The organism is Streptomyces sp. NPDC021225 (assembly GCF_044332865.1).
Taxonomy (GTDB): Bacteria; Actinomycetota; Actinomycetes; order Streptomycetales; family Streptomycetaceae; genus Streptomyces.
Genome location: NZ_JBIRPV010000004.1, coordinates 801,205 through 825,331, shown reverse-complemented (window position 1 = coordinate 825,331; position 24,127 = coordinate 801,205). Strand labels below are relative to the sequence as shown.

Here is a 24,127-nt window from a genome sequence, read left to right as displayed (position 1 = left end):
TCTTCCTCGCCGGGGACTATGTACGGACATGGACCTGGCAACGATGACCTCGGCTGACGGCGGGGGCGGCTCAGATCCGCCAGGAGCGGATGCGGCCCGCCGCGTCGAAGACATCGGCCTTGCCGGACAGGATGTCGCGGACCAGGTCGATCAGCGCGCCGTACGGCGGATCGATGCCCTCGCCGGAGGCGTGCATATAGGCGACGGCCGTGGCGCTGGCGAACCGCGCGTTGCTCCCCGGGAGCGGGCGCAGCAGCGCGATGGTGTGCAGCAGCGCCGCGGCCCGCCACGCGGGGTCCGGGTCGACCCCCAGGCGTGGCGGGTCGACGCGATGCCGGGCCACGGCGGCGACCAGGCCGGAGAAGTCGGAGATGGTCGGCTGTTCCGGCATGACCTCCTCGTGGCGCTGGAGCAGCCAGGGGACGTCGATATGCAGTAGCGGGGCCATGGTCAGGCGGCCTGTCCCGGGTCGTGGGGGCGGTGTTCATCGTCGGGGAACGCGTCGGCGAACGCCTGCGCGTTGTCCGCGAAGAAGCGCCGGAAGACCTCGGCGCCCTCCTGGAGCGCCCGATGGCGGGCGATGTCGGCGACGGTCGCCTCCCGGACGAGGGCCTTCATCGTGGTGCCACGCTCCTTGGCGATCTGGCGGAGGTCCTCAAGTTCCCGATCGCTGAATTCCACGTTGAGAGCTGACATGCTCCCAGCCTACTTGCCAGGTACCCCGACAGCAATCGCCGCAGGTCAAATATTGTTTTTGTAGGTACTTGACAAGGTTGCGGGAGGGTTTGGCGCGGGGTGCGGATACGGTGAGCCGGACCACAGGAGAGAGAGGGACCATGGAGCAGCGTGAGTTCGCCCGGATCGGCCGGACGGTGTCCGTCGTCGGGCTGGGCACCTGGCAGCTGGGCGCGGACTGGGGCGAGGTCCGCGAGGACGACGCGCTGGCCGTGCTGGACGCGGCCGTCGAGTCGGGGGTGACCTTCTTCGACACCGCCGATGTGTACGGGGACGGGCGCAGCGAGCAGCTCATCGGGCGCTATCTGCGAAGCCGCCCGGACGCGCGGATCTTCGTGGCGACCAAGATGGGGCGGCGGCTGCCGCAGGTGGCGGAGAACTACACGCTGGACAACTTCCTGGCCTGGACGGACCGTTCGCGCGCCAACCTCGGGGTGGACACGCTGGATCTGGTGCAGCTGCACTGCCCGCCGTCGTCGGTACACTCCTCCGCCGCCGTCTTCGACGCGCTGGACACTCTGGTGGACCGGGGGCGTGTCGCGGCGTACGGGGTGAGCGTGGAGACCTGCGAGGAGGCGCTGGCGGCGATCGAGCGCCCGGGGACGGCGAGCGTGCAGATCATTCTCAATCCGTTCCGGCTCAAGCCGCTGGAGCGGGTGCTGCCCGCGGCCGCCGCGGCCGGGGTGGGGATCATCGCGCGGGTGCCGCTGGCGTCGGGTCTGCTGTCCGGCCGGTACACCAAGGACACGGTGTTCGCAGAGAACGACCACCGCACGTACAACCGCCATGGCGAGATGTTCGACCAGGGCGAGACCTTCTCGGGCGTGGACTTCGCGGAGGGTGTCGAGGCGGCGGTGGAGTTCGGGGAGCTGGCCCCCGAGGGTGCGACGCCCGCGCAGACCGCGCTGCGGTGGGTCGTCCAGCAGCCGGGGGTGACCTCGGTCATCCCGGGGGCGCGCTCGCCCGAGCAGGCGCGGGCGAACGGCGCGGCGGCGGCGCTGCCCGCGCTGGAGCCGGGCACGCTGGACGCGGTCCGCGAGCTGTACGACCGGCGGATCCGCGCCCAGGTGCACCACCGCTGGTGATGCCGGTGGGTCAGTTCGGGAAGCCGGCGGCCTGCGCCCACCCGCTGAGCTCGCGCTGCGCCGCGGCGCGCAGCTCGGCCGAGGGGGCGGCGGTGCCGTCGGCGACCAGCGCGTAGTGGAGGGTTCCGGCGCCGGGCGGCGCGGAGAGCAGCAGCCGCCGGGCGTCGGTGCCGCCGCTCTCCGCCGCGGTGGCCACGGGGTGGTCGGCGGTGTGTCCGTGCGCGGTGTAGGCGGGCGGGCCGGTGACGGTGCCCAGGTCGGAGACCACGGTGGTGGTGGCGGGGTCGAAGTCGCGGGGCAGATGCAGTTCGGTGGGGGCCTCGGTGGCGCTGTTCTGGCGCCACACCAGCATCCCGTAGCGGCCGGAGCCGACCAGCCGTGCCACATTGGGCAGGCTGCTGGGGACGCGGTCCCAGCTCAGGGTGGTGGAGCCGTCGCGCGAGCGGTCCTCGAAGGTGAAGGCGAGGGTGCGGCCCGCGACCGCGGTCGGGTAGACGCGGTCCAGGAGCCGGGCGTCCTGGCGGAGCACGGCCGCCCCCGTGTCGTCGAGGCGGACGGCCGACAGGTCCTCGTCGTTCCAGGCGTCGCCGTCGGTGAGGATCTTGTCGGGGTTGCCGTTCATCGCCTCGTGGTGGCGCCCGTTGTACAGGTCCCACTGCCACTGGTTGGCGGACAGGACCGGGCCGGAGGCGGCGGCCTTGCTCCACCAGGTGGCGCCGCCGAGCCGGGAGTCCAGCGCCTGGTACAGGCCCTTGACCACGGTCGGCGCCTTGTCGGAGGTGAAGCCGGTCAGCGGGTGTCCGTACTCGCTGACGACGGCGGTGGTGCCGAGCGCGGAGGCGCGGTCGCGCACGGTGGCGAAGTCGGTGGAGTACTGGCCGTCCTGGGCCTTGCCGGGCATGAAGACGCCGGAGATGGCCTTCTGGTCGTAGAAGTGCGTGTTGAACACATAGCGGGAGCCGATGGCGCCGGCGTCGAGCAGTCCGCCCTCGTGGCGCTGGAAGTCGATGTTGGAGTTCCAGAACAGGTTGGGCTCGACGAAGGCGGGCTTGTCGGTCCAGCCGGCGGCGTCCATGCGCGCCCGGAACTTCTCATAGAACGGCCACAGGACGTCCTTCTCCCAGGCGCGGCTGGACTGGCCGCTGTCGTAGCGGCCCGCGTACGGCTCGTTGTACGGATCGAAGCCGACGACGCGGGCGAACTCGTCCGCGGTCAGATGGCCGGCGAGGTAGGCCATCGTCTTCTCGGCGGTGGCCAGGAAGGCGTCCTGGACCCGGACGGGCCCGGCGGAGGTCTCGAGGGTGCGGTTCTTCCAGAAGTCGCGGGTGGCGTCCTGGACGGCCGGGTTCTGGGTGATGTTCTGGCCCCAGTGGACACAGATGCCGCAGGACTCCTTGGCGTAGCCGCCGGCCTTGACGACCCACTGGGGCGCGCCGTCGCCCGAGTACCAGCTGTCCTTGTCGAACAGGTGGCGGGAGTAGAGGTCCTGGTGGAAGTCGGGGTAGATCCGGATCCCGGCGTCCAGGAAGGCCCGCATCTGCTCGGTGGCCCTGCGCAGATACTCCTCGTCGACCTTGCCGGGCTCGGGCTCGGCGTGGGCCCAGGACAGCAGGAAGCGGACGGAGTTGGCGCCGGTGAGGCCGCGCATGGCCTGGGCGGACTTCCGGGCGTCGGCGGCGTCCGCGAACGGCAGGCCGTCGTTCTCCGCCAGCTTGACCTCGCCGGAGACATTGAATCCGCGCAGGACGACCTCGCGCCCGTGGCCGTCGGTGAACCGGCCGCTCTGTACGGAGATCCGGTCCGCGGCCGGGCCGTCGGACCAGGGCGGCTCGGCAGCGGCCGCCGTGCCGCCCGGGGCGGTGACCGCCGCCATCAGCAGCAGGGCGGCCGCCCCGAGCAGTCGTGCGCGGCCCGTTCGGAGACGAACTCTCATCCCGTGCGTCACTGTGGTCGCCATGAACCTACCGTCGGGTAAACATGAGCATCCGTCAACATATTCGGCGCACGAAGGCGGATGAGCCCCTCCTCCCGCTCAGTCCCGGAGCGCTTCTACGCACGGGCTTCCCTCGTCACTGCTCGCTCCTTCGTCGCTGCGCGGCTCCTCAGTCCAGCCCGCGCAGCGCTCCGAAACACGCTCACCCGGTCAGCGGTGGCCGAACCAGTCCATCGCGGGCAGGGCCTTGTCGCCGTAGTCGAACAGCGCCTGGTTCTCCCAGGCGTTACCGGAGCCCGGGTCGGTGGGGTCCCAGCCGCTGCCCTTGACCGCGGTCCAGGCCGGCTCCCAGTAGACGACGCCGAGCCCCCGGCCACCCGGCACCGCCTCCACCACGTTCATCACATCGCGCAGGTTGGCGGCCTGCCCCGCGGGGGTGGCGGGGTAGCCGTCGACGAGCTGGTCGGCGGTGGCGACGTTGTTCGCCAGGCCGTCGTCGTTCGCGAGGGTGTGGGCGTAGGCGGTCTCGGCGACCAGCACCGGCTTGCCGTAGCGGGCCGCCACATCGTCCAGGTTGGCCTGGAGATCGGACAGCGGGCCGTGCCAGTAGCCGTAGTACGACAGGGCGATGACGTCGAACGGCACCTTCTGCGCGACCGCCTGGTCGAACCACCACCTCGTGCCCCCGTTGTCCCCGCCCTTGGCCAGGTGCAGCGCGACCCTGGTGTCGGACGAGACGGCCTTGGCGGCGTTGGCACCGGAGGTGAGCAACCCGGCGAGTTGCGAGAAGTTGCTCGTGGAGCCCTCGGGCCAGAGCATGCCGCCGTTGATCTCGTTGCCGATCTGGACCATGTCGGCCGTGGTGCCCTGCGCCTTGAGCGCGCTGAGCACGTCGTACGTGTGGTCGTACACGTCCTGCTTGAGCCGGCTGTAGTCGTGCCCGGCCCAGGCGGCGGGCTTGGTCTGCTTGCCGGGGTCGGCCCAGCTGTCGGAGTAGTGGAAGTCGATCAGCAGCTTCATGCCCTGGGCCTTGGCACGCTTGGCCGTGGCCGCCACCCTGGCCTTGGTGTTGTAGCCGTCGGCCGGGTTCACCCACACCTTCAGCCGCGCGTAGTTCATACCGGAGGCGCGCAGGATGGCCAGGGCGTCGCCGCTCGTGCCGTTGGCGGAGCGGTAAGTGGCGCCGAAGGCCTCGTTCTTCGCGAGGGTGGACACGTCCCCGCCCTTGATCGCGAGCCCCGTGCCGCCTTTGGTGAAGGTGAGGTCGTCCAGGTTGGCCCACTCCCCCGCGTGGGCGTCGGAGTTGAGGCTGATGGTGCACTGGCCACTGGTGACCGTGACCGAGGTGACCAGGCGGATCCACCTGCCGTTCGGGGTAGGCGGCAGATCGGTACGCTGCTCGGCGCCGCCGCAGTCGCGCAGGGCGAGGTACGCGGCGTTCTGTCCGCCGCTGGAGCGCACCCAGGCAGTGAGGGTGTACGTGCCGTTCGCGAGGCCGGAAAGATACTGGTAGGTCTGCACCTTGTACGCCGAGGAGGACCAGTGGGACAGCCGGTAGCCGCCGCTGTGGCCACCGGCCTCGGAGTAGGAGGCGTTGTTGTTGCCGGTGGCGGAGTAGGTGCTCCAGCCGGACGGGGTGGCGGTGCCGGTGCCGTCGGCCTCGAATCCGGTATTGGCCAGGGTGCTCGCGGCGTGTGCGGCCGGCGCGGGGAGCGCGGTCAGCAGCAGCGCGCCGAGGGCGGGGAGCGCGGCGGTTCGCAGCAGGGTGCGGGTGGTGCTCCGTATGTCGTGCATCGTCGAGTCCCTTCGACAATGAGCGAGTGGGGGTATGGGCAGTTCAGCCGTCCAGGCGCAGCACGCGGACGGTGCCCGCGGGCACCGCGAGGTGTCCGGCGCTGCGCTCGCCGGTGAGCAGTTCGGTGCCGGGCGTGGGGTGGGACACCTTGGCGTCGGTGTCGCCGTGGTTGATCGCGAAGAGGTAGCTGCCGCTGTCGCCGGTGCGGTGCACCACCTCCACGTCGCGGGGCAGGTCGGGGCGGTCCGCGAGGCCCGCGTCGGCGCAGACGGGGGCGAGCAGGGTCGCCAGGTCGTGGGGGGCGAGCCGGGTGGAGAGGTACCAGGCGGTGCCCCGGCCGAGCCGGTGGCGGGTGACGGCGGGGTGGCCGGCGGCGAAGCCGTCGGCGTAGGTCCACACGGTCTCGGCACCGCGCTCCACCACGATCTCGGTCCAGACATCGCCGGTGAGTTCGGCCCCGCCTGGACCGGTCAGGCGCACCCGCCCGCCCTCGGCGAGCGGGGAGAACTCCTCGACCACCAGGCCCAGGACGTCGCGCAGCGCGCCGGGGTAGGGGCCGGGGTGCACGGCGTCGTGTTCGTCGACGATGCCGGAGAAACAGGAGACGATCAGGGTGCCGCCGCCCTCGACATACGCGCGCAGGTTGTCCCCGGCGCGTGCGGTGGCGAGGTAGAGGGCGGGCACGACGACGAGCGGATAGCCGCTCAGGTCGGCCTCGGGGTGGGCGAAGTCGACGGTGAGGTGGCGGTCGTAGAGGGCCTCGTAGAAGCTGTCGGCGCGTTCGCGCGCGTCCAGGTCCTCGCTCGGCCGCCACTCCAGCCGCTGCGCCCACCAGGACTGCCAGTCCCAGACCATCGCCGCGTCGGCCACCGTGCGGCTGCCCCGCACCTCGCCCAGCTTGGCGAGGTCCGCCCCGAGCGCCACGACCTCGCGCCATACGCGGCTGTCGGTGCCGGCGTGCGGGAGCATCGCCGAGTGGAACTTCTCCGCGCCGCGCCGTGACTGGCGCCACTGGAAGAACAGGGCGCCCTCGGAGCCGCGGGCCACGTGCCCCAGGCTGTTGCGGGCCATCTCCCCGGGCCGCTTGGCGGGGTTGCGCGGCTGCCAGCTGACGCCGCTGGTGGAGTGTTCGAGCAGCAGCCAGGGCGCGCCGCCGGCGACGGAGCGGGTCAGGTCGGCGGCCATGGCGAGGTTGACGTGGGTGCGGCGGCCGTCGGTGATCAGATAGTGGTCGTTGGTGACCAGGTCGACCTCCCGGCCCCAGGCCCAGTAGTCGGCCGAGTCGCACTGGCTGAGCGCGGTCATGAAGTTGGTGGTGACCGGGATGCCCGGGGACAGCCGGCGCAGGATGTCGCGCTCGGCGGTGAAGTTGGCGCGCATGGTGGCGTCGGCGAAGCGGGCGTAGTCGAGCCGCTGGGCGGGGTTGGCGACGGTGGGGGTGGCGCGCGGCGGGTTGATCTCCTCGAACGCGCCGTAGCGCTGGCCCCAGAAGGCGGTACCCCAGGCGTCGTTGAGCGCGTCCAGGGTGCCGTAACGCTCGCGCAGCCAGTGGCGGAAGCCGTCCGCGCAGGTGTCGCAGTAGCAGGCGCCCACCGGCACTCCGTACTCGTTGTGCACGTGCCACAGGGCGAGCGCGGGGTGGTCGCCATAGCGCCGGGCGAGCTGTTCGGTGATGGCGGCCGCGGCCCGGCGGTAGGCGGGCGAGCTGTGGCAGATGGCACCGCGTGAGCCGAACTCGTAGCGCACGCCCTCCCGGCTGACCGGCAGGGCCTCGGGGTGGGCGCGGTAGAACCAGGCGGGCGGGGCCACGGTGGGCGTGCCGAGGTCGACGGCGATGCCGGCCTCGTGGAGCAGGGCCAGCAGCCGGTCCAGCCAGCCGAAGTCGTGGCGTCCGGGCTCGGGTTCCAGCAGCGCCCAGGAGAAGATGCCGACGCTGACCATGGTGACCCCGGCCTCGCGCATCAGCCGGATGTCCTCGGGCCAGAGGGATTCGGGCCACTGCTCGGGGTTGTAGTCGCCGCCATAGGCGAGGCCGACCATCAGACCTCCACTCCTGGGAATCACTGGGAACGTGCACAGACCACAGAGCAGCGGCCGCCCCCAGATAACCGCATGGCAACGAGCATTGACAAGCGTCAACCATGTTTCTCTACTGTGAACGCTCACAGATCGCCCAGGGAGGCATTCGTGAACCATCACCCCGTCAACCTTCGCTTCGTCGCGGTATCGGTCGCGGCCGCCTTGTCGGCCACCGGCCTGCTCACCGGCTGCGGTTCGTCCGGTGACTCGGCCGATTCGAACGGTCCGGTCGAGCTGACCTACTGGGCCTGGGCACCCGACCTCGACAAGGTCGCGGCGATCTGGAACCAGGACCACCCGGACATCAAGGTGACGGTCAAGAAGCAGGCGTCCGGCGACGACCTCGTCACCAAGATCATCACAGCCGCCAAGGCACACAAGGCCCCGGACCTGGTGCAGGCCGAGTACCAGGCGCTGCCCACCCTGGTCAGCAACGACGTCCTGGCCGACATATCCGGTCAGGTGGGCGACGCCGAGGGCGAGTTCCCCGCGGGCGTCTGGCGCCAGGTCACCCTCGGCTCGGACGCGGTCTACGCCCTGCCCCAGGACTCCGGGCCGATGATGCTGTACTACCGCAAGGACCTGTTCCGGCAGTACGGCCTCCAGGTCCCCACCACCTGGGAGGAGTTCGCGGCCACCGCCCGCAAGCTCAAGGAGAAGGCCCCCGACAAGGCCCTCACCACCTTCTCCGCCAATGACTCCGGGCTCTTCGCGGGCCTCGCCCAGCAGGCCGGCGCCAGTTGGTGGACCACCCAGGGCGACAAGTGGAAGGTGGCCATCGACGGCGCCGCCACCCGCAAGGTCGCGAACTTCTGGGGCGGCCTGGTCAAGGAGGGGGCCATCGACAACCAGCCGATGTACACCCCGGCCTGGAACAAGGCGCTCAACACCGGCAAGCAGATCGCCTGGGTCAGCGCGGTGTGGGCCCCCGGCACCCTCAAGACCGCGGCCCCCGACACCCAGGGCACATGGGCCATGGCACCCCTCCCCCAGTGGAGCGAGGGCTCGAACTGGACCGGCAGCTGGGGCGGCTCCTCCACCGCCGTCACCAACGACAGCGCGCACAAGGACGCCGCCGCGAAGTTCGCGAAGTGGCTCAACACCGACCCGAAGGCGGTCGCAGCGCTGGTTAAGGAGAGCGACGTCTACCCGGCCGCCACCGCCGCGCAGACCGGCGACGCGCTGAAGAAGGCGCCTGACTTCTTCCCCGGCCAGCCCGACTTCTACGCCGAGGTCGCCAAGATCACCGAGGGCATCGCGCCCGCCGCCTGGGGGCCGAACGTCAACGTCGCGTACGCGTCCTTCAACGACAACTTCGGCAAGGCCGCCAAGAACAAGTCCGATTTCGGCGCCGCGCTGGCGGCCATGCAGCAGGCCACCGTCGCCGATCTGAAGAAGCACGGCTTCGAGGTCGCCGAGTGACCCTGCGCCCTCTGGGGCACGGTCCGCGCCGCGCCCCCTATGTCTTCCTCCTCCCCGCGATCCTGCTCTTCGCAGGCCTGTTCGCGCTGCCCATCGGCTACGCCCTCTACCTCAGCCTCCGCAAGATCGACGTCAAGGGCCTGGGCCTCGGCAAGGGCTCCCGTGAGGAGGTGTGGGCCGGTCTCTCCAACTACACCGACGCGCTGCACGACCCGGAACTGCTCGACGGCGCCCGGCGCGTCCTCGGCTACGGCCTGATCGTCGTGCCCACGATGCTGGGCCTGGCCCTGCTGTTCGCGCTGCTGCTCGACGCCGACCGGCGGGGCCGCAAGGACACCCTGCTGCGCGGCTTCTCACGGCTGGCGATCTTCCTTCCGTACGCGATCCCCGGTGTGGTCGCCGCGCTGCTGTGGGGGTTCCTCTACCTGCCCGATGTGAGCCCGTTCCACTATCTGCTCGGCAAGGCGGGGCTGCCGCGGCCCGAGCTGCTGGACGGCGGCGGACTCTATGCGTCCATGTCCAATATCGCGGTGTGGGGCGGCACCGGCTTCAACATGATCGTGATCTACACCTCGCTGCGCTCCATACCCGCCGAGGTCTACGAGGCGGCCCGGCTCGACGGGTGCTCCCAGCTCCAGATCGCGCTGCGCATCAAGATCCCCATGGTGACCCCGTCCCTGGTGCTCACCTTCTTCTTCTCGATCATCGCCACCATGCAGGTGTTCAACGAGCCGACCACCCTCAAACCGCTCACCAACTCGGTCTCCACCACTTGGAGCCCCCTGATGGTGGTCCATCAGAAGGCCTTCGTCGAGGGCGATGTGTACGCGGCCGCCGCGACCTCGTTGATCATCGCGGTCGTCACCCTGGTCCTGTCCTTCGGTTTCCTGAGGGTCGCGGGCGCCCGCACCCGCCAGGGAGGCTCCCGATGAGCACCACCACGGCCGTCCGCGCCCGCCCCTCCTGGATCCCCACCGCCCTGTTGCTGCTCGGCGCCGTCTACTGTCTGCTGCCGGTCGCCTGGGTCGTGATCGCCTCCACCAAGAGCGGACCCGAGCTCTTCTCCACGTTCACCTTCCTGCCGGGCAGCGGATTCGCGGACAACATCGCCGACCTGTCCGCGTACCGCGACGGCGTGTACTGGAAGTGGATGGCCAACTCGCTGCTGTACGCGGGGCTCGGCGCGCTGCTGTCCTGCGCCGTCTCGGCCCTGTCCGGCTACGCCCTGGCGCGCTACCGGTTCCGTGGCCGCGAGGCCATCTTCAACATCCTGCTGACCGGTGTGCTGATGCCCCCGGTGATCCTCGCCGTGCCGCAGTACCTGCTGCTGGCCAGGGCCGACATGGCCGACACCTATCTGTCGGTGCTGCTGCCGAACATCCTGTCGCCGTACGGGATCTATCTGGCGCGGATCTACGCGTCCGCGGCCGTCCCCGCCGAGATGGTCGAGGCGGGGCGGGTGGACGGCGCGGGAGAGTGGCGGATCTTCCGCTCGGTGGCGCTGCCGATGATGCGGCCCGGCCTGGTCACGGTCTTCCTCTTCCAGTTCGTGACCATCTGGAACAACTTCCTGCTGCCGTACATCATGCTGGGCGACGACGAGAAGTTCCCGGTCACCCTGGGGCTGTTCACCCTGCTGCGGCAGGGCGCCGCCACCCCGGCCCTGTACACCCTCGTCATCACCGGAGCGCTGCTGGCGATCATCCCGCTCATCGCGCTGTTCCTGGTCATCCAGCGGTTCTGGAGTCTGGATCTGCTCTCCGGGGCCGTAAAGTCCTGACCGACGAAGCGATGTCTGGAGAGATAAGAACGCGCATGAGCCGCACCGGCAACAGCACCCCCGGCCGACGACGGCCGCCGACCATCCATGACGTGGCGCGCGAGGCCGGGGTCTCGCGCGGCACCGTCTCGCGCGTCCTCAACGGCGGGCACTATGTGAGCCCGGCGGCGCTGGAGGCGGTCAACGCCGCCATCCGCAGGACCGGCTATGTCGTCAACCGGCACGCCCGTTCGCTGATCACCGGCCGGTCGGACTCGGTGGCCTTCCTGCTCACCGAGCCACAGGAGCGGTTCTTCGAGGACCCCAACTTCAGTGTGCTGCTGCGCGGCTGCACCCAGGCGCTGGCCGCACACGACATCACGCTGCTGCTGATGAGCGCGAGCGACGAGCCGGAGCGACGGCGGATCATGCGCTTTCTCACCGGCGGCCATGTCGACGGGGTGCTGCTGGTCTCCAGCCACTCCGGCGACCCGCTCGCCACCCGGCTGCGGAAGGCCGGGGTGCCGCTGGTGGCCTGCGGCAAACCGCTGGTCCCCAGCCCGGAGATCGCCTACGTCGCCGCCGACGACCGGGCCGGGGCCCGCGACATGGTGCGCCATCTGCTGGACAGCGGGCGCCGCCGCATAGCGACCGTCACCGGCCCGCTGGACACCCCCGGCGGCGTCGACCGGCTCGCCGGATACCGCGAGGAGCTCGCGGCGGCGGGCCTGGCGGCGGACGAGGAGCTGGTGGTCTCCGGCGACTACAGCCGCGCCGGCGGCGAGCGGGCGGCGGCCGAGCTGCTGGAGCGGGCGCCCGACCTGGACGCCGTCTTCGTCGCCTCGGACCTGATGGCCCAGGGCGTGCTGGCCGCGCTGCGGCGGACCGGGCGGCGGGTGCCCCAGGACGTCGCCGTGGCCGGGTTCGACGACTCCCCCGCCGCGCTGGCCGCCAGCCCCGGTCTGACCACGATCCGCCAGCCGTGGGAGCGGATCACCGCCGAGATGGTGCGGGTGCTGCTGGCGCAGATCGGCGGCGAGAAGCCGTCCGGGGTCATCCTCCCCACCGAACTCGTGATCCGGGAATCGGCCTGAGGCGCTGAGGCGCGGGCGCCGTGTGTACCGCGGCGCCCGCGCCCCTCCCGCTGTGCGGCCGTGTGGCGGCGCGCTACCGCGCGAAGCCGCGGCCCAGCTGCGCGCCCGCCTCGGGGCCGCCCAGCGCGTTCGGCCCGAAGGAGACGACCCCGGTGGTGGTCAGCCCGCCCGTACCGCCGCGCAGCACCCAGGCCGCGCCGCTCGAGGTGTAGGTGCCGTCCTCGTCGGGCGCGCCGACGGCCAGGTCGTCCTTGCCGTCGCCGTCGGTGTCCCCGAGCCGCACGGCCGCACCGAAGTGGTCCCCGGCCTCCGCGACGCCCGGGACGCCCGCGGTGTCCTGGGTGAAGGCCTGGGCGCCGGTGCCGCTGAGCCCGCCCGCGCCGCCGTAGAGCTGGACGACGCTGCCCGCGTCCACGCCGCCGTCCAGGTCCTCGTACGGGATGCCGACCGCGATGTCCGCGTATCCGTCGCCGTTGACGTCACCGGCGCTCAGCGAGTAGCCGAACTGGTCGCCGTCCTCGTTCACCCCGGGCACGCCCGCGGTGTTCTGGTCGATGACCTTGGTGCGGGTGGCGCCGGGGCCGCTCGCGGAGCCGTAGAGGACCTTGATGGTGCCGTGGTCGTACGGGAGGTTCTCCACCACGTTGCCGGGGACGGTCCGGATGATCAGGTCGGCGTAGCCGTCCTTGTCGACGTCGCCGATGGTGCCCGAGGCTGCGTGGTCGATCCGGGTCGGTGCCGAGCCCAGGCCACTCGCGCCGCCCTTCCAGTACAGGCTCGCCTCGGACATCTCCTCGAAGGCGTGGTTGGTGACCAGGTCGTCGGAGCCGTCGCCGTTGATGTCGCCCGCGACCATCTCGGTCGGGCCGAAGGTGCGGCCCGTGTTCAGGGTGTTCGCGGTGGCCGCGGCGCCCTGGCGGGTGAACGGGCCGTACAGGACGCGCAGTTCGCCCTCGCCGGTGCCCTCCGCGACCAGGTCGGCGTGGCCGTCGCCGTTGAAGTCGCCTCCGGTCAGGCCAGGGCCGTCGGTGCTGGTCTGGTCGGACAGCGCGGTGCCGCCCGTCAGCCCGCCCGCCGAGCCCCACAGGACGGTGACGGGCGAGTCGCCCTGGGACTGCACGGCCAGGTCGGTGTAGCCGTCGCCGTCCAGGTCCCGGGCGACCGTGCGGTAGCCGAACCAGGCCCCGTCCGCCGGGTCGCCGGGGACACCCGCGGTCGCCCGGCTGATGATCTGCCGGTGGGTGGTATCCGCCCCGGTGGCCGAGCCGTAGACCACCGCGACATAGCCGGCGCGGGTCTTGCCGCCGACCGTGGCGGCGGGGGCCGAGACGACGAGGTCCGGGTGGCCGTCCTTGTTGAAGTCGGCCCGCGGCGCGGCCCCGGCGAGGGAGGTGCCGGTGGCGCCCCGCTCGGCGGCGCCCGCGGCCGAAGCGGACAGTAAGGCCGGGGTGGTCACAAGTGCGGCCACCATCGCGCAGCGCACGGCGGTGGCAATGGAGCGATGACGCACAAGTCCTCCTGCTGTTGGTACAGGTTTCATCTCGGGTACACCCTGGAGGACTGCCGATCGGCGGCGACGGTTGTGCGCCGGGCGCGATCAATCTGTGTGTGACGCGTCGGCCGGCACGGGCTCCTCGACGTCCGGCTCATCCGCGCCCAGCTCGTCCGTCCGCTCCTGGACGTACCGCAGGATGCCCATCATGTGCTGGTCGGCGATGGTCTCCGGGGCGGCGGCCACACAGTCCGTCAGCTCCTTGGTGAGGGCCTCGGCGTCGATTCCGGCGCCGATCATCACCAGTTGGGTCATCCGCGCCTCGCCGGGCGCCCACTCCGAGGGATGGAAGCGGAGGTAGGAGCCGACCGCGTGCAAGGCGAACTTCCGGTCGTGGCCCGGGGCGGCGAAGTGGATGAACCCCTTCATCCGGTAGAGCCCGGCGGGCCGGCCGTCGAGGAACTCCAGGAACCGGCGTGGGTCGAGCGGCCGGTCGGCGGTGAATTCCACGCTCTGGTACGCGTGGTGGAGGTGTTCGTGCCAGTCGTGCTCGTCCGTGCACACCTCGGCGAAGGAGAGCTGGCGGTAGCGCTCCCCGCCCGGTGCGCCGGGGCCGCGGTCGAAGAGGAAGCCGGGGTCCACGCGCCCGTGTTCGGCGGTGACCACGGGGGCGCCCGGGGCGATGCGGGCCAGCGTCTCCAGCACCCGGGCGCGCTCCTGCTCCGAAACGCGGTCGGCCTTGTTGAGCACCACCGCGTCGGCGGCGCGCACATGGCGGTCGAGCTCCGGGTGGCGCTCGCGGGTGTTCTCGAACTCCGCGGCGTCGACGACCTCGATCAGCCCGCCGTACAGGATGTGCTCGTTCTCGCTGGAGAGCAGCGTACGGATCATGCTCTGCGGCTCGGCCAGACCGCTGGCCTCGATCACGATGACCTCGATGCCGAGCGACGGCTCGGTGAGCCGGGCCAGCATCTCGTCCATCTCGGTGGAGTCCGCGGCGCAGCACAGACAGCCGTTCTCGATCGGGATCATGGAGTCGACCTGGCCGGCGACGGCCATCGCGTCGATGTTGATGCTCCCGAAGTCGTTGACGATGACCCCGATGCGGGTGTCCACGCTGCCGCGCAGCAGGTGGTTGAGCATGGTGGTCTTTCCGGAGCCCAGGAAACCAGTGACGAGAACGACCGGGATCCGCCTGGTGGTCAAGGTTGCGACTCCGTTGCAGCGATGCGTGTGCGGCGACTCATGGGGGGGTGGTTGAGGCCGCTCATCCTATCCGGCGTACGGGGCGAGCCCGGACCGCAGCATGGCGAAGGCCCGGTCGGCGGCGGCCACCGCGCCCGGGTGGACCTCGTCCGCGGTCGCACCGGCGTCGATCCGGCGCCAGTTGTCCAGGGCGAGGATCCGCTGGACCGCGATGATCTGCCCCGCCGCGAGCCGCGGCGTCAGGTCGTCCGGCTCGCCGCCCCCCGTCGGCGCCACGCCCAGCGCCGCGGCCAGCGCCGCCTCCGATCTGCTGACGTAGTCGAACAGCCGGGCCACCAGGCTGGGCGTGCCGTACAGCAGCCGGTGGTACGCCAGGACACCCTCCGCGTCGCTCAGGCCGGTGACCGGGTCGCGCCGCTCCAACCCGGTCAGGAAGTGCTGCCGCAGCGCGGCCAGAGGCGACTGCCCCGCCGGGCGCTCCCGCACCACCCGGCCCGCCTCGTCCTCGTGGTCGGCGAACCGGTGCAGCACCAGGTCCTCCTTGGTCGGGAAGTAGCGGAAGAGGGTGGGCTTGGACACCTCGGCCGCGGCGGCCACATCGGCGACGGACACCTGGTCGAAGCCGTGCCGCAGAAACAGGGAGATCGCCGTTTCGGAGATCGTCCGGTACGTCCGCTGCTTCTTGCGTTCCCGCAGGCCCGTCTCACCGCTCATGGGACGCAACCGTAACCCCCGCAGGGGCGATGACCAGTCTCGGCCACGCGCGCCGCCCCGGCGGTCGAACGGTTCCTCGTCCGCAGCCGTGCTCGCTCCACCGCCAGGTCGGCATCAACTCCGCAAGCCATACCATTCCGCGCCACTGGACTCTAGTGGGATCCTGGCCGACTTGCGCCTGTCAGCCGTCTTCCGCAGCCACCCGCCGGGTCCTTAAGCTCTCAACAAGAGAGACGGCTGATGCACCTGCGCCACACGATGCCCGTGTGACCCGGGCCGGGCCCCGCGCACCACGATCAGCGCCGAGCGCCGACTCTTCGACACACACGGCTCGTCGCCTGCCCCACACCCGCCGCCCCTGGCGAGCTCCGGCACGTTCAGTCGAATTTCAAGTCGAACACTGCACGATATACCGAACATCTGGCTTGGCACGCCGGCCACGTGCGCCCCCATGCCCGGACAAAGCGGCACACACCGGCGGTTGGCCCCCATCACCGCGGAGGGAATCGACACCATGCACCAGGAACCGAGCGAACGGGCCGCGGCACCGGCCTGGTCCGCACACCCGCTGCACGAGCTGTCCGAGGACGACCGCCACCTCTTCCAGAGATTCGGCCGGGGCCCGGTGGCGGCGGTGCCCCACGCCTGTGTCCACCACGCCTTCGAACGGCACGCCGCCACCGATCCGTTCGCCCTCGCGGCCGAACACCTCGGCGCCACCATCACCTACGGAGAGCTGGACCGGCAGGCGAACCGGCTGGCGGCACATCTGGCCGGGCTCGGTGTGCGCCCCGGCGACCATGTCGCGTTATGCGTGCGGCGCTCCATCCCCATGCTGGTCGGCCTGCTGGCCGTGCTGAAGGCCGGAGCCGCGTACGTACCGCAGGACGCCGGGCTCACCCCACGCCCCCAGCTGGACCATGTCATCCGCACCTCCCGGGCCCGGGTGATCCTCACGACGTCCGGCTTCGCGGAGCGGATACCGGTGCCCGAGGGCCATGTCCTCGTCGCGATCGACACCGTGATGGCGGAGCCGCTGGACCGCGCCCGGGACACCGTCGCGTTCCGGCCCGCCCGGCCGCCGCGGGGCGACGACGGGTGCTATGTGCTGTTCACCTCCGGCACCACCGGACGGCCCAACGGGGTCACCGTCACCCACCGCAACGTCTGCAACATCCTGCTGACCGCCCCCGGCGACCTCGGCATGCGACCGGGAACGCGGGTGGGCCAGATCCTCAATGTGGCGTTCGACATGGCCGCGTGGGAGATCCTGGGCTGCCTGAGCCACGGCGCCACGCTGGTCATCCGCGGCAAGGACATCGCCGAGACCGTACGGCGGGTGGACGTGGTCATCGCCACCCCGACCGTGCTCAGCCGGCTCGACCCCGACCAGTGCCGGCAGGTGCGGGTGGCGGCCGTGGCCGGGGAGCCGTGCCCGCGCCGGCTCGCCGACCGGTGGGCCCGCTTCTGCGCCTTCTACAACGCGTGCGGCCCGACCGAGACCACCATCGTCAACACCATGCAGCGCCACGACCCGGCCGCGCTGCGGCTGACCATCGGCCGTCCCACCCCCAACAACACCGTGTACGTCCTGGGCCCCGACCGCCGGCCCTGCGCCATCGGCGAGACGGGCGAGATGTGGGCGGGCGGCGACGGGGTGTCCGCCGGGTACCTCCGCAACCCCGAGCTGAACGCCGAGCGCTATGTGCCCGACCCCTTCCTGGGTGGGGGCCGGATGATGTTCCGCACCCGCGATCTGGGCCGCTGGACACCCGACGGCGAGCTGGAACACCTGGGCAGAACCGATGACCAGGTGAAGGTGCGCGGGTTCCGCGTGGAGTTGGACTCCGTCTCGGCGGTACTGGAGTCACTGCCCGGCTGCGCCCGCGCGGTGACGCTGAAGCCGGACGACACCGGCCTGGTGTCCTTTGTCTCGCCCGCCCACCTCGACCCCGAGGCGGCGCGGCGTGCCGTCGCCACGGCCCTCCCCTACTACTGCGTGCCGCGGGCGGTGCACCCGATGGCGGCGCTGCCGCTCACCAGCCGCGGCAAGGTCGACAAGGTGGCGCTGCTGCGGCTGGCCGCCGAGCGCCGGACGAGTGGCGAGGTGGCGTCGTGACCACTGCCCGCACCGCGGCCCCGGCGCACCAGGCACAGGTGGCGCTGCCGCCGCCGACCTCGCTGCCGCGACGGCTCCTCAAGCATCCGCGCCTGATGCACTACAACCGGCTGATCCTGCTGGTGTGGACGGTCAACCTGGCCTTTCTCGCCACTCGCCCGGACGGGGGCCTCGGGCCGCGGACCCTCTCCCACGCCGCGCTGGCGAACTTCCTGCTGGCGATCGTGGTCCGCCAGCAGTACGTCATCAATCTGCTGTTCCGGCTCGCCACCGCGGCGCCCACCAGCTGGCCGCTGCGGATCCGTTGGGCCCTGGCCAAGGTCTACCACTTCGGCGGGCTGCACGTCGGCGGGGCCACCGCCGGCGCCCTGTGGTTCCTGGCCCTGGTCGGCTCCCTCACCCGGCACGGGGCGCCGGCCGCCACGCTCGCCGTCTCGTACGCGCTGCTCGGGCTGCTGGTGGCCATCGTGGCCACCGCGCTGCCGCCCTTCCGGGCGCGGTTCCACGACCACTTCGAGAAGGCACACCGCTTCGGCGGCTGGGCGGCGCTCGCGCTGCTGTGGGCGCAGACCGTGCTGACCACGCTCGACGAGCGGGGCGGCGGCTCCGCCGCGGACGCCCTGCTGACGGCCCCCGAGCTGTGGACCGTGGCCGTGCTGACCTTCAGCGTGGCCCTGCCGTGGCTGCGGCTGCGCCGGGTGCCGGTGGCCATCGAGCGCCCCTCCTCGCATGTGGCGCTCGTCCGCTTCGACCACGGCGTGACACCGTTCGCCGGGTCGTCCACGGCCGTCAGCCGCAACCCGCTGCTGGAGTGGCACTCGTTCGCCAATGTGCCCGCCCCCGGCCAGGCGGGGTTCCGCCTCACCATCTCCCGCGCCGGGGACTGGACCGGGAAGTTCATCGACGACCTGCCCTCCCACGTCTGGGTCAAGGGCATCACCACGGCGGGCGTGGCCAACATCGAGACCCTGTTCACCAAGGTGATCTATGTGGCCACCGGCAGCGGCATCGGCCCGTGCCTGCCCCATCTGCTGGCCCGCGAGGTCCCGGCCCGCCTGGTCTGGGCCACCCGCGATCCGCGCCGGACCTACGGCGACGGGCTGGTCGACGAGATCCTCGCGGTCCAGCCCGACGCCCTGATCTGGGACACCTCCGAACACGGCAAGCCCGACATGGTCGAGCTGGCCTACGCCGCGTACGCCGAGTTCGGGGCGGAGGCGGTGATCTGCATCTCCAACAAGAAGCTGACCTGGCAGGTCGTCCACGGCATGGAGCGCCGCGGGATCCCCGCGTACGGCGCCATCTGGGACTCGTAGGGAGACACCATGGATGTCATCAAGATCGAACAGCATGGGCGTGTGGTCACCGCGCGGCTGCACCGCCCCACCGTGCTCAACGCGCTGAACAGCGAGGTGATGACGGAGCTGGTCGCGGCGCTGTCACCGCTGGACCTCGACCCGGACGTCGGCTGCTTCGTGATCACCGGGTCCGAGCGGGCCTTCGCCGCGGGGGCCGACATCAAGGAGATGGCGGCCAAGTCCTTCGCCGAGATGGCCGAGGAGGACTTCTTCGCGGGCTGGGAGGGGTTCGCCGCGCTGCGCACCCCGAAGATCGCCGCCGTCCGCGGCTATGCCCTGGGCGGCGGCTGCGAGCTGGCCATGATGTGCGATCTGATCCTGGCGGGCGAGTCCGCGGTGTTCGGCCAGCCGGAGATCAAGCTGGGCGTGATCCCGGGCATCGGCGGCACGCAGCGGCTGACCGGTCTGGTGGGCAAGGCCAAGGCGATGGATCTGATCCTCACCGGCCGGACGATGGACGCCCGGGAGGCCGAGCGCTGCGGACTGGTCTCCCGCGTGGTGCCGGACGAACGCCTCGCGCAGGAGGTGGCGGAGGCGGCCGCGGCCATCGCGTCGTACGGCAGGACCGCGGTCAGGGCCGCCCGCGAGGCGGTGGAGCGGGCCCTGGAGGTGGGGCTGCGCGAGGGGCTGCTGTTCGAACGGCGGACGTTCCACGCCCTGTTCGCCACCGAGGACCAGTCCGAGGGCATGCGGGCGTTTCTCGACAAGCGGGCCCCGCGCTTCACCGGCCACTGAGCCGGCAGCGCGGGCGAAAGCGCTTTCTGGCAGGATCTGCCGCAGCCGTCCCCGACCAGAAGGAAGCCAGCATGACCACGCGCCCGTCCGCCGTGCCGCTCCACTGCGACCGGGGCGGTACGGGCGCTCCCCCGCTGCTGCTGGTGCACGGCTGGGGCGGCGACGCCGGGGAGTGGGCACCGCACCTGGCCGCGTGGTCGCGCCGGCACCGTGTGCTCGCCCCGGACCTGCGCGGCCACGGTCGCTCCCCCGCGCCCCGCGAGGGCTACGGGCCGCGGGACTTCGCCGCCGATCTCGCGGCCCTGCTGCACCGCCTGGACACCGGTCCGGTCGTCGCCGTCGGCCACTCGATGGGCGGGCAGATCGTCACCGCCCTGGCCGTCGAGCACCCCGCGCTGGTACGGGCCGTGGTGGTGCTGGACCCGGCGTACGGCGCGGACGAGGCGGAGCTGGCCCGGGTGCCCGCCGAGCAGGAGGCGCTGCGCGCCGAGGGGGCCGGGTGGGCGCTGAAGTTCGTCCGCGGGGCTTTCGGGCCGCACACCCCGCCCGGGGTGCGGGCCCGCCATGAGCGGCTGATGGCGGCCATGGACCCGGAGGTGCTCGCCCGCTGCCGCGACGGGATGTATCTGGCGCCGGACGCCTTCGGGGCGCGGGCGGCGGCGCGGGCGTATCTGACGCGCCGCCGCTGCCCGGTGCTGGGCGTGTACTCGAGCGAGGCGGCGGCCGACTGGGAGCGCGCCGCGCTCGCCCACCCGTACTCCCGCGTCGAGGCATGGCCGGAGTGCGGCCACTATCTGCACGAGGACCGGCCGGAGGCGTTGATCGAGCTGGTCGAGGAGTGGACCGCCGGGCTCGGCGGGCCCGGGGCCGCGTAGCCCCTGTCCGGGCGGGTCCGGCCGGCGCCCCGTCCGGGCGGCTGAGGGGCGCCGGCCGGACGGGGCGGGGCGGTCAGGGGATCGCGACGCCGTTCTCGGCCGAGAGCCGGTCGATCTCGGCCAGTTCGGCGTCGGTGAACGCCGGCGAGTCGAGCACCGCCACGTTCTGCTCCAGCTGGGCGACGCTGCTCGCGCCGATCAGCACGGACACCACCCGCGGATCGCGCAGCACCCAGGCCAGCGCCAGCTGGGCGAGGGTCTGGCCACGGCCCTCGGCGAGCTTGTTGAGGGCGTGCAGCAGAGCGAGCCGCTGCTGGGTGAGCACCTCGCGCTTGAGGAAGTGGCCGACCGCCATGCGGGAGTCGGCGGGCACCCCGTTGAGATAGCGGTCGGTGAGCTGTCCCTGGGCGAGCGGCGAGAAGGCGATCACGCCGACCCCCGCCCGCTCGGAGGCCTCCAGTACCCCGCCCTCCACGTCGCGGTGGAGGAGGGAGTACGGGTGCTGGTTGATCAGGTACGGGGTGCGCAGCTCCTTCAGGATGGCGGTGGCCCGCTCGATGGCCTCGGGCGGATAGTTGGACAGGCCCGCGTAGAGCGCCTTGCCCTGCCGCACCGCGGTGTCCAGCGCGCCCATCGTCTCCTCGAGGGGCGTGTCCGGGTCGAAGCGGTGGGAGTAGAAGACGTCGACGTAGTCCAGGCCCATCCGGGTCAGGGACTGGTCGAGGCTGGCCAGGACGTACTTGCGCGAGCCGAATTCGCCGTACGGGCCCGGCCACATCAGGTAGCCGGCCTTGCTCGCGATGAACAGCTCGTCGCGGTACGGGCGGAAGTCCTGGGCGAAGATCGTGCCGAAGTTGGACTCGGCGCTGCCGGGCGGTGGGCCGTAGTTGTTGGCCAGATCGATGTGGGTGACGCCGAGGTCGAAGGCGCGGCGCAGGACCGCGCGCTGGGTCTCGAGCGGATGGGTGTCGCCGAAGTTGTGCCACAGACCGAGGGAAACCTTCGGCAGCAGCACCCCGCTGCGCCCACAGCGCTGGTACTGCATGGTTCCGTAGCGGTTCTCGGCGGCGAGATAGACCATGTGCGTCGTCCTCGTTCCCGTTCTGTTCTTGTCTCGTTTTCGACCTTGGTGTCAATCGTGGTCATTGTGCCAGGGCCGTGACCTCCGCCGCGGTCAGCGTCTTGCCGTAGACGCGGACGTCGTCGAGCGCGCCCTTGAGGTACGGGTCGGGGTACTGGGACTTGCCGAGGTAGGCGGCGCGGATGTGGTTGCCGAAGTGGCGGGGCTCCACGGTGATCTGCGCGTTGCGGCCCACCTCGCGTCCGTTCACATACAGCACGGCGGTGCCCGCTCCGTAGGTCACGGCGACATGGGTCCACTGGCCGGTCGGCAGCGGGTCGGCCTCGATGCGCTGTTCTGCACCACCTCCGCCCGCGGTGATGGCGAAGCGCAGCTTGCCGGAGTCGGCGCGCGGGGTGAGGAACATGTTGGCGGTCACGCCCGTCCCGATGTCGAAGATCCGGGTCCATGCCGTGTCCTGGCCGTCCAGCCGCACCCAGAGCGCCACGCTGTACGCGGTGGCCCCGGCCAGGAGGTCGTCGGCGAGGGCGACGTATCCGTCGGTGCCGCCCAGCGCGACGGCGCCACCGGTCCGCCCGGCCGTCCAGGAGGCGCCGCCGGTGAGCGTGGCGGTCTTGCCGTTGCCGGTGGCGTCGGCGGCGCTGGTCCCGCCGGTCTCGTCGAAGCGGTGCCAGGCGGCGAAGGCGGGCGGCGGGGTGGGCGGCTCGCCGGTCAGCCAGTACACGTTGTAGTTCTGGTGGTGGACACGGGCGACCGGGAGCAGGGTGACGGTCTCGCCACTCGCGGTGGCGGTGAACTTCAGCGTGGCGCCGGACTGCTGCCGCACCGAGTCCTTCACCAGCCGCGGCATGGTCATATTGGGGCGGTTGCCGTACGCCCCGGCGAGCACGACCGGCCCGTACAGCACGGCCTGGACGTCCGGGTCATCGGGCGTGGGGTCGAGCTTCAGCGCCATCGGCAGGGTCACCTCGACGCGGTCGCCGGCCTTCCAGGTGCGGTCGATGACCAGCCAGCTGCCGGGTTTGGGCTGGTCGGGGAGGGTGGTGCCGTTGAGCGCCGCGCGGGCGCCGGTGGCCCAGGAGGGGATGCGCACCCGCAGTTCGAGGGAGGCCGTGCCGGAGGCCACGGTGAGGGTGGTGGTCTGCTGGTCGGGGAAGCCGGTGGTCTGGCGCCAGGTGATGTCCTTCTCCTGCCAGCGCAGCTCGGAGGGGATGAACAGGTTCACCAGCAGGCTGCGGTCCGCGTAGGTGTAGATGGTGTCGGCGCACTTGGCCTGGGTCTCCATGCCGCTGCCGTGGTCGCAGGAGAAGTTGTTGTAGTCCGTGGAGTACTGGTTCGGGTCGGTGCCCATGAAGGACGGCTGCTGTTTGAAGGCTCCGGGTGCCAGGCCGGTGTAGTAGATGTTGAAGCCGTGGGCCGAGTCCGGGTCCTGCTCGCCCAGCATCTGGTTGAGGAGGGTGCGCTCGTAGTAGTCGAGCAGGTCGGTGCGGTCGGGCGCGTGGAAGTGGATCAGCCGGGTGAGCTTGAGCATGTTGTAGCTGTTGCAGTTCTCGCAGCAGTTGTTGGACAGCTGGGCGGCGATGGCGTCGGGCTCGTGGAACGCCTCGCCGTTGCTGTTGCCACCGATGACATAGGTGTGGTGGTCGGTGACGATCTTCCAGAAGTTCTCGCCGATGGTGCGGTAGCGGCCGGCCAGGCCCTGTTCCCACAGCCGCAGGGCGCCGACCATCTTGGGGATCTGGGTGTTGGCGTGCAACCCGGCGAGCTGGTCCTCGTTGCGGGCGAGCGGGTCGAAGACACGGGCGTGGGTGAAGCGCTCGGCGACCCTCAGCCACCGGGTGTCGCCGGTGATCGCGTGCAGATCGGCCAGCACCTCGTTCATGCCGCCGAACTCGGTCTGTAGCACCCGCTGCATCTGGTCGTAGCCGAGCCTGCCGGTGCGCGTGTCCACCCAGGCGGCCTGGCGCAGCACGACGTCCAGGGCCTCGGCGTTGCCCGCCAGCCGGTGCTGGTCGACCAGCCCGGCCATGATCTTGTGGATGGTGTAGTACGGCGCCCACACCCCGGAGCCGGACTCCAGCCGGTCGAAGAAGTCCTCCGGGAAGGCCGAGAGATAGCCCTGGCCATAGCCCGCTGCCGGGGATTTCGCCTGGCAGGCGGCGAGCGCGGACACCAGCTTGCGGCTCTTGTCCAGCAGCGCGGTGTCGCCCGTGTTGGCGTAGGTGAGGGCAAGACCGGACAGCAGATGGCCGGTGCTGTGGCCGCGCAGCTCGGTGGTCGGGCTCTCCCAGCCGCCGCAGGCCTGGGCGCTGCTGGGCAGGCCGACGTTGAGCCGGAAAGTGTGGAGCAGCCGGTCGATGTCGACGAACCGCAGATAGGCCGTGTTGCGGGACTGGTTGTCCTTGAAGGGGCCCGGCAGCAGGGTGACGGAGCCGAGCGGGAAGGGCCGGACGGCGGTGACCGCCCGCGCCCGGCCGCGGGGTGCGGCCGAGGCGGCCGGGGCGGCCGCCAGGGCCGTGCCACCGGCCGCTGCCGTGAGCGCGACGGCCGCGGCGCCGGACGCCGTGGTGGCGAGGAAGTGCCGTCTGTCGACTGGTTCGTTCATGTTCTTCCCTCACAGAGGTTCGAAATTACGAACAATGTCC

The 24,127-nt window shown here is 71.4% G+C and carries 19 protein-coding genes; 9 read left to right on the top strand and 10 right to left on the bottom strand.

The genetic code is table 11. The features are described 5' to 3' along the window. Positions 1-70 precede the first annotated feature (70 nt). On the bottom strand, positions 71-448 hold the full coding sequence (locus ACH4S9_RS21965; protein WP_311728691.1) for a toxin Doc: 378 nt from the start codon (positions 446-448) through the stop codon (positions 71-73). 2 nt (positions 449-450) lie between these two features. Next, positions 451-696, bottom strand: coding sequence for a hypothetical protein (locus ACH4S9_RS21960; protein ID WP_014174261.1), 246 nt, complete (start codon positions 694-696; stop codon positions 451-453). A gap of 140 nt (positions 697-836) precedes the next feature. Between ACH4S9_RS21960 and ACH4S9_RS21955 the strand changes: the two genes are divergently transcribed. Beyond that, positions 837-1,820 (top strand): aldo/keto reductase, encoded by a 984-nt coding sequence (locus ACH4S9_RS21955; RefSeq protein ID WP_385345953.1) that lies wholly within the window; start codon positions 837-839, stop codon positions 1,818-1,820. A gap of 10 nt (positions 1,821-1,830) precedes the next feature. Here the strand turns inward: ACH4S9_RS21955 and ACH4S9_RS21950 are convergent, their stop codons facing one another. The 3 genes from ACH4S9_RS21950 to ACH4S9_RS21940 all read right to left on the bottom strand — a co-directional run bounded on the left by ACH4S9_RS21950 (position 1,831) and on the right by ACH4S9_RS21940 (position 7,588). Continuing rightward, positions 1,831-3,753 carry a cellulase family glycosylhydrolase gene (locus ACH4S9_RS21950; RefSeq protein WP_398373618.1) on the bottom strand — a complete coding sequence of 641 codons (1,923 nt, stop codon included), beginning with the start codon at positions 3,751-3,753 and terminating at the stop codon, positions 1,831-1,833. Between the two features lie 210 nt (positions 3,754-3,963). Next, complete coding sequence (locus tag ACH4S9_RS21945; protein WP_398373617.1) at positions 3,964-5,547, bottom strand: glycosyl hydrolase 53 family protein; 1,584 nt, start codon at positions 5,545-5,547, stop codon at positions 3,964-3,966. A gap of 43 nt (positions 5,548-5,590) precedes the next feature. Then, on the bottom strand, positions 5,591-7,588 hold the full coding sequence (locus ACH4S9_RS21940) for a beta-galactosidase (protein ID WP_398373616.1): 1,998 nt from the start codon (positions 7,586-7,588) through the stop codon (positions 5,591-5,593). Between the two features lie 147 nt (positions 7,589-7,735). On the opposite strand from ACH4S9_RS21940, the gene ACH4S9_RS21935 reads away from it, so the two are divergent. The 4 genes from ACH4S9_RS21935 to ACH4S9_RS21920 are packed head-to-tail and all read left to right on the top strand — an operon-like array spanning position 7,736 to position 11,902. Beyond that, positions 7,736-9,049, top strand: coding sequence for an extracellular solute-binding protein (locus ACH4S9_RS21935; RefSeq protein WP_311728695.1), 1,314 nt, complete (start codon positions 7,736-7,738; stop codon positions 9,047-9,049). Next, the gene (locus tag ACH4S9_RS21930; RefSeq protein WP_352131542.1) at positions 9,046-9,981 is read left to right on the top strand and encodes a sugar ABC transporter permease; all 936 of its coding nucleotides are present in this window, start codon (positions 9,046-9,048) and stop codon (positions 9,979-9,981) included. The genes ACH4S9_RS21935 and ACH4S9_RS21930 overlap by 4 nt, the downstream gene beginning before the upstream one ends. Further along, positions 9,978-10,829 (top strand): carbohydrate ABC transporter permease, encoded by an 852-nt coding sequence (locus ACH4S9_RS21925; RefSeq protein WP_398373615.1) that lies wholly within the window; start codon positions 9,978-9,980, stop codon positions 10,827-10,829. Before ACH4S9_RS21930 ends, ACH4S9_RS21925 begins: the two co-directional genes overlap by 4 nt. 35 nt (positions 10,830-10,864) lie before the next feature. Further along, the gene (locus ACH4S9_RS21920; RefSeq protein ID WP_385345943.1) at positions 10,865-11,902 is read left to right on the top strand and encodes a LacI family DNA-binding transcriptional regulator; all 1,038 of its coding nucleotides are present in this window, start codon (positions 10,865-10,867) and stop codon (positions 11,900-11,902) included. A 73-nt stretch (positions 11,903-11,975) separates the two neighbouring features. Here ACH4S9_RS21920 and ACH4S9_RS21915 read toward each other — a convergent pair whose 3' ends face one another. The 3 genes from ACH4S9_RS21915 to ACH4S9_RS21905 form a co-directional block, all read right to left on the bottom strand. After that, entirely contained in the window at positions 11,976-13,412 is a 1,437-nt protein-coding gene (locus ACH4S9_RS21915; RefSeq protein ID WP_385349404.1) for an FG-GAP-like repeat-containing protein, read from the bottom strand. 87 nt (positions 13,413-13,499) lie between these two features. Further along, a complete protein-coding gene (locus tag ACH4S9_RS21910; protein WP_398373614.1) occupies positions 13,500-14,600 on the bottom strand; it encodes a CobW family GTP-binding protein in 1,101 nt (366 codons plus the stop codon). A gap of 66 nt (positions 14,601-14,666) precedes the next feature. Next, on the bottom strand, positions 14,667-15,314 hold the full coding sequence (locus tag ACH4S9_RS21905; RefSeq protein ID WP_398373613.1) for a TetR/AcrR family transcriptional regulator: 648 nt from the start codon (positions 15,312-15,314) through the stop codon (positions 14,667-14,669). A 514-nt stretch (positions 15,315-15,828) separates the two neighbouring features. Here ACH4S9_RS21905 and ACH4S9_RS21900 point away from each other — a divergent pair. From ACH4S9_RS21900 to ACH4S9_RS21885, 4 genes are all read left to right on the top strand, one after another. After that, the gene (locus tag ACH4S9_RS21900; RefSeq protein ID WP_398373612.1) at positions 15,829-17,433 is read left to right on the top strand and encodes an amino acid adenylation domain-containing protein; all 1,605 of its coding nucleotides are present in this window, start codon (positions 15,829-15,831) and stop codon (positions 17,431-17,433) included. Continuing rightward, complete coding sequence (locus ACH4S9_RS21895) at positions 17,430-18,749, top strand: hypothetical protein (protein ID WP_398373611.1); 1,320 nt, start codon at positions 17,430-17,432, stop codon at positions 18,747-18,749. Before ACH4S9_RS21900 ends, ACH4S9_RS21895 begins: the two co-directional genes overlap by 4 nt. A 9-nt stretch (positions 18,750-18,758) precedes the next feature. Next, positions 18,759-19,526, top strand: a complete 768-nt coding sequence (locus tag ACH4S9_RS21890; RefSeq protein WP_311728704.1) for an enoyl-CoA hydratase-related protein — start codon at positions 18,759-18,761, stop codon at positions 19,524-19,526. Between the two features lie 71 nt (positions 19,527-19,597). Beyond that, complete coding sequence (locus ACH4S9_RS21885) at positions 19,598-20,401, top strand: alpha/beta fold hydrolase (RefSeq protein ID WP_398373610.1); 804 nt, start codon at positions 19,598-19,600, stop codon at positions 20,399-20,401. Positions 20,402-20,474: 73 nt separating this feature from the next. Here ACH4S9_RS21885 and ACH4S9_RS21880 read toward each other — a convergent pair whose 3' ends face one another. Together ACH4S9_RS21880 and ACH4S9_RS21875 are read right to left on the bottom strand one after the other, a co-directional pair. After that, positions 20,475-21,482 carry an aldo/keto reductase gene (locus ACH4S9_RS21880; RefSeq protein ID WP_398373609.1) on the bottom strand — a complete coding sequence of 336 codons (1,008 nt, stop codon included), beginning with the start codon at positions 21,480-21,482 and terminating at the stop codon, positions 20,475-20,477. A 61-nt stretch (positions 21,483-21,543) separates the two neighbouring features. Then, positions 21,544-24,087 (bottom strand): beta-L-arabinofuranosidase domain-containing protein, encoded by a 2,544-nt coding sequence (locus tag ACH4S9_RS21875; protein ID WP_398373608.1) that lies wholly within the window; start codon positions 24,085-24,087, stop codon positions 21,544-21,546. Positions 24,088-24,127: the final 40 nt, after the last annotated feature.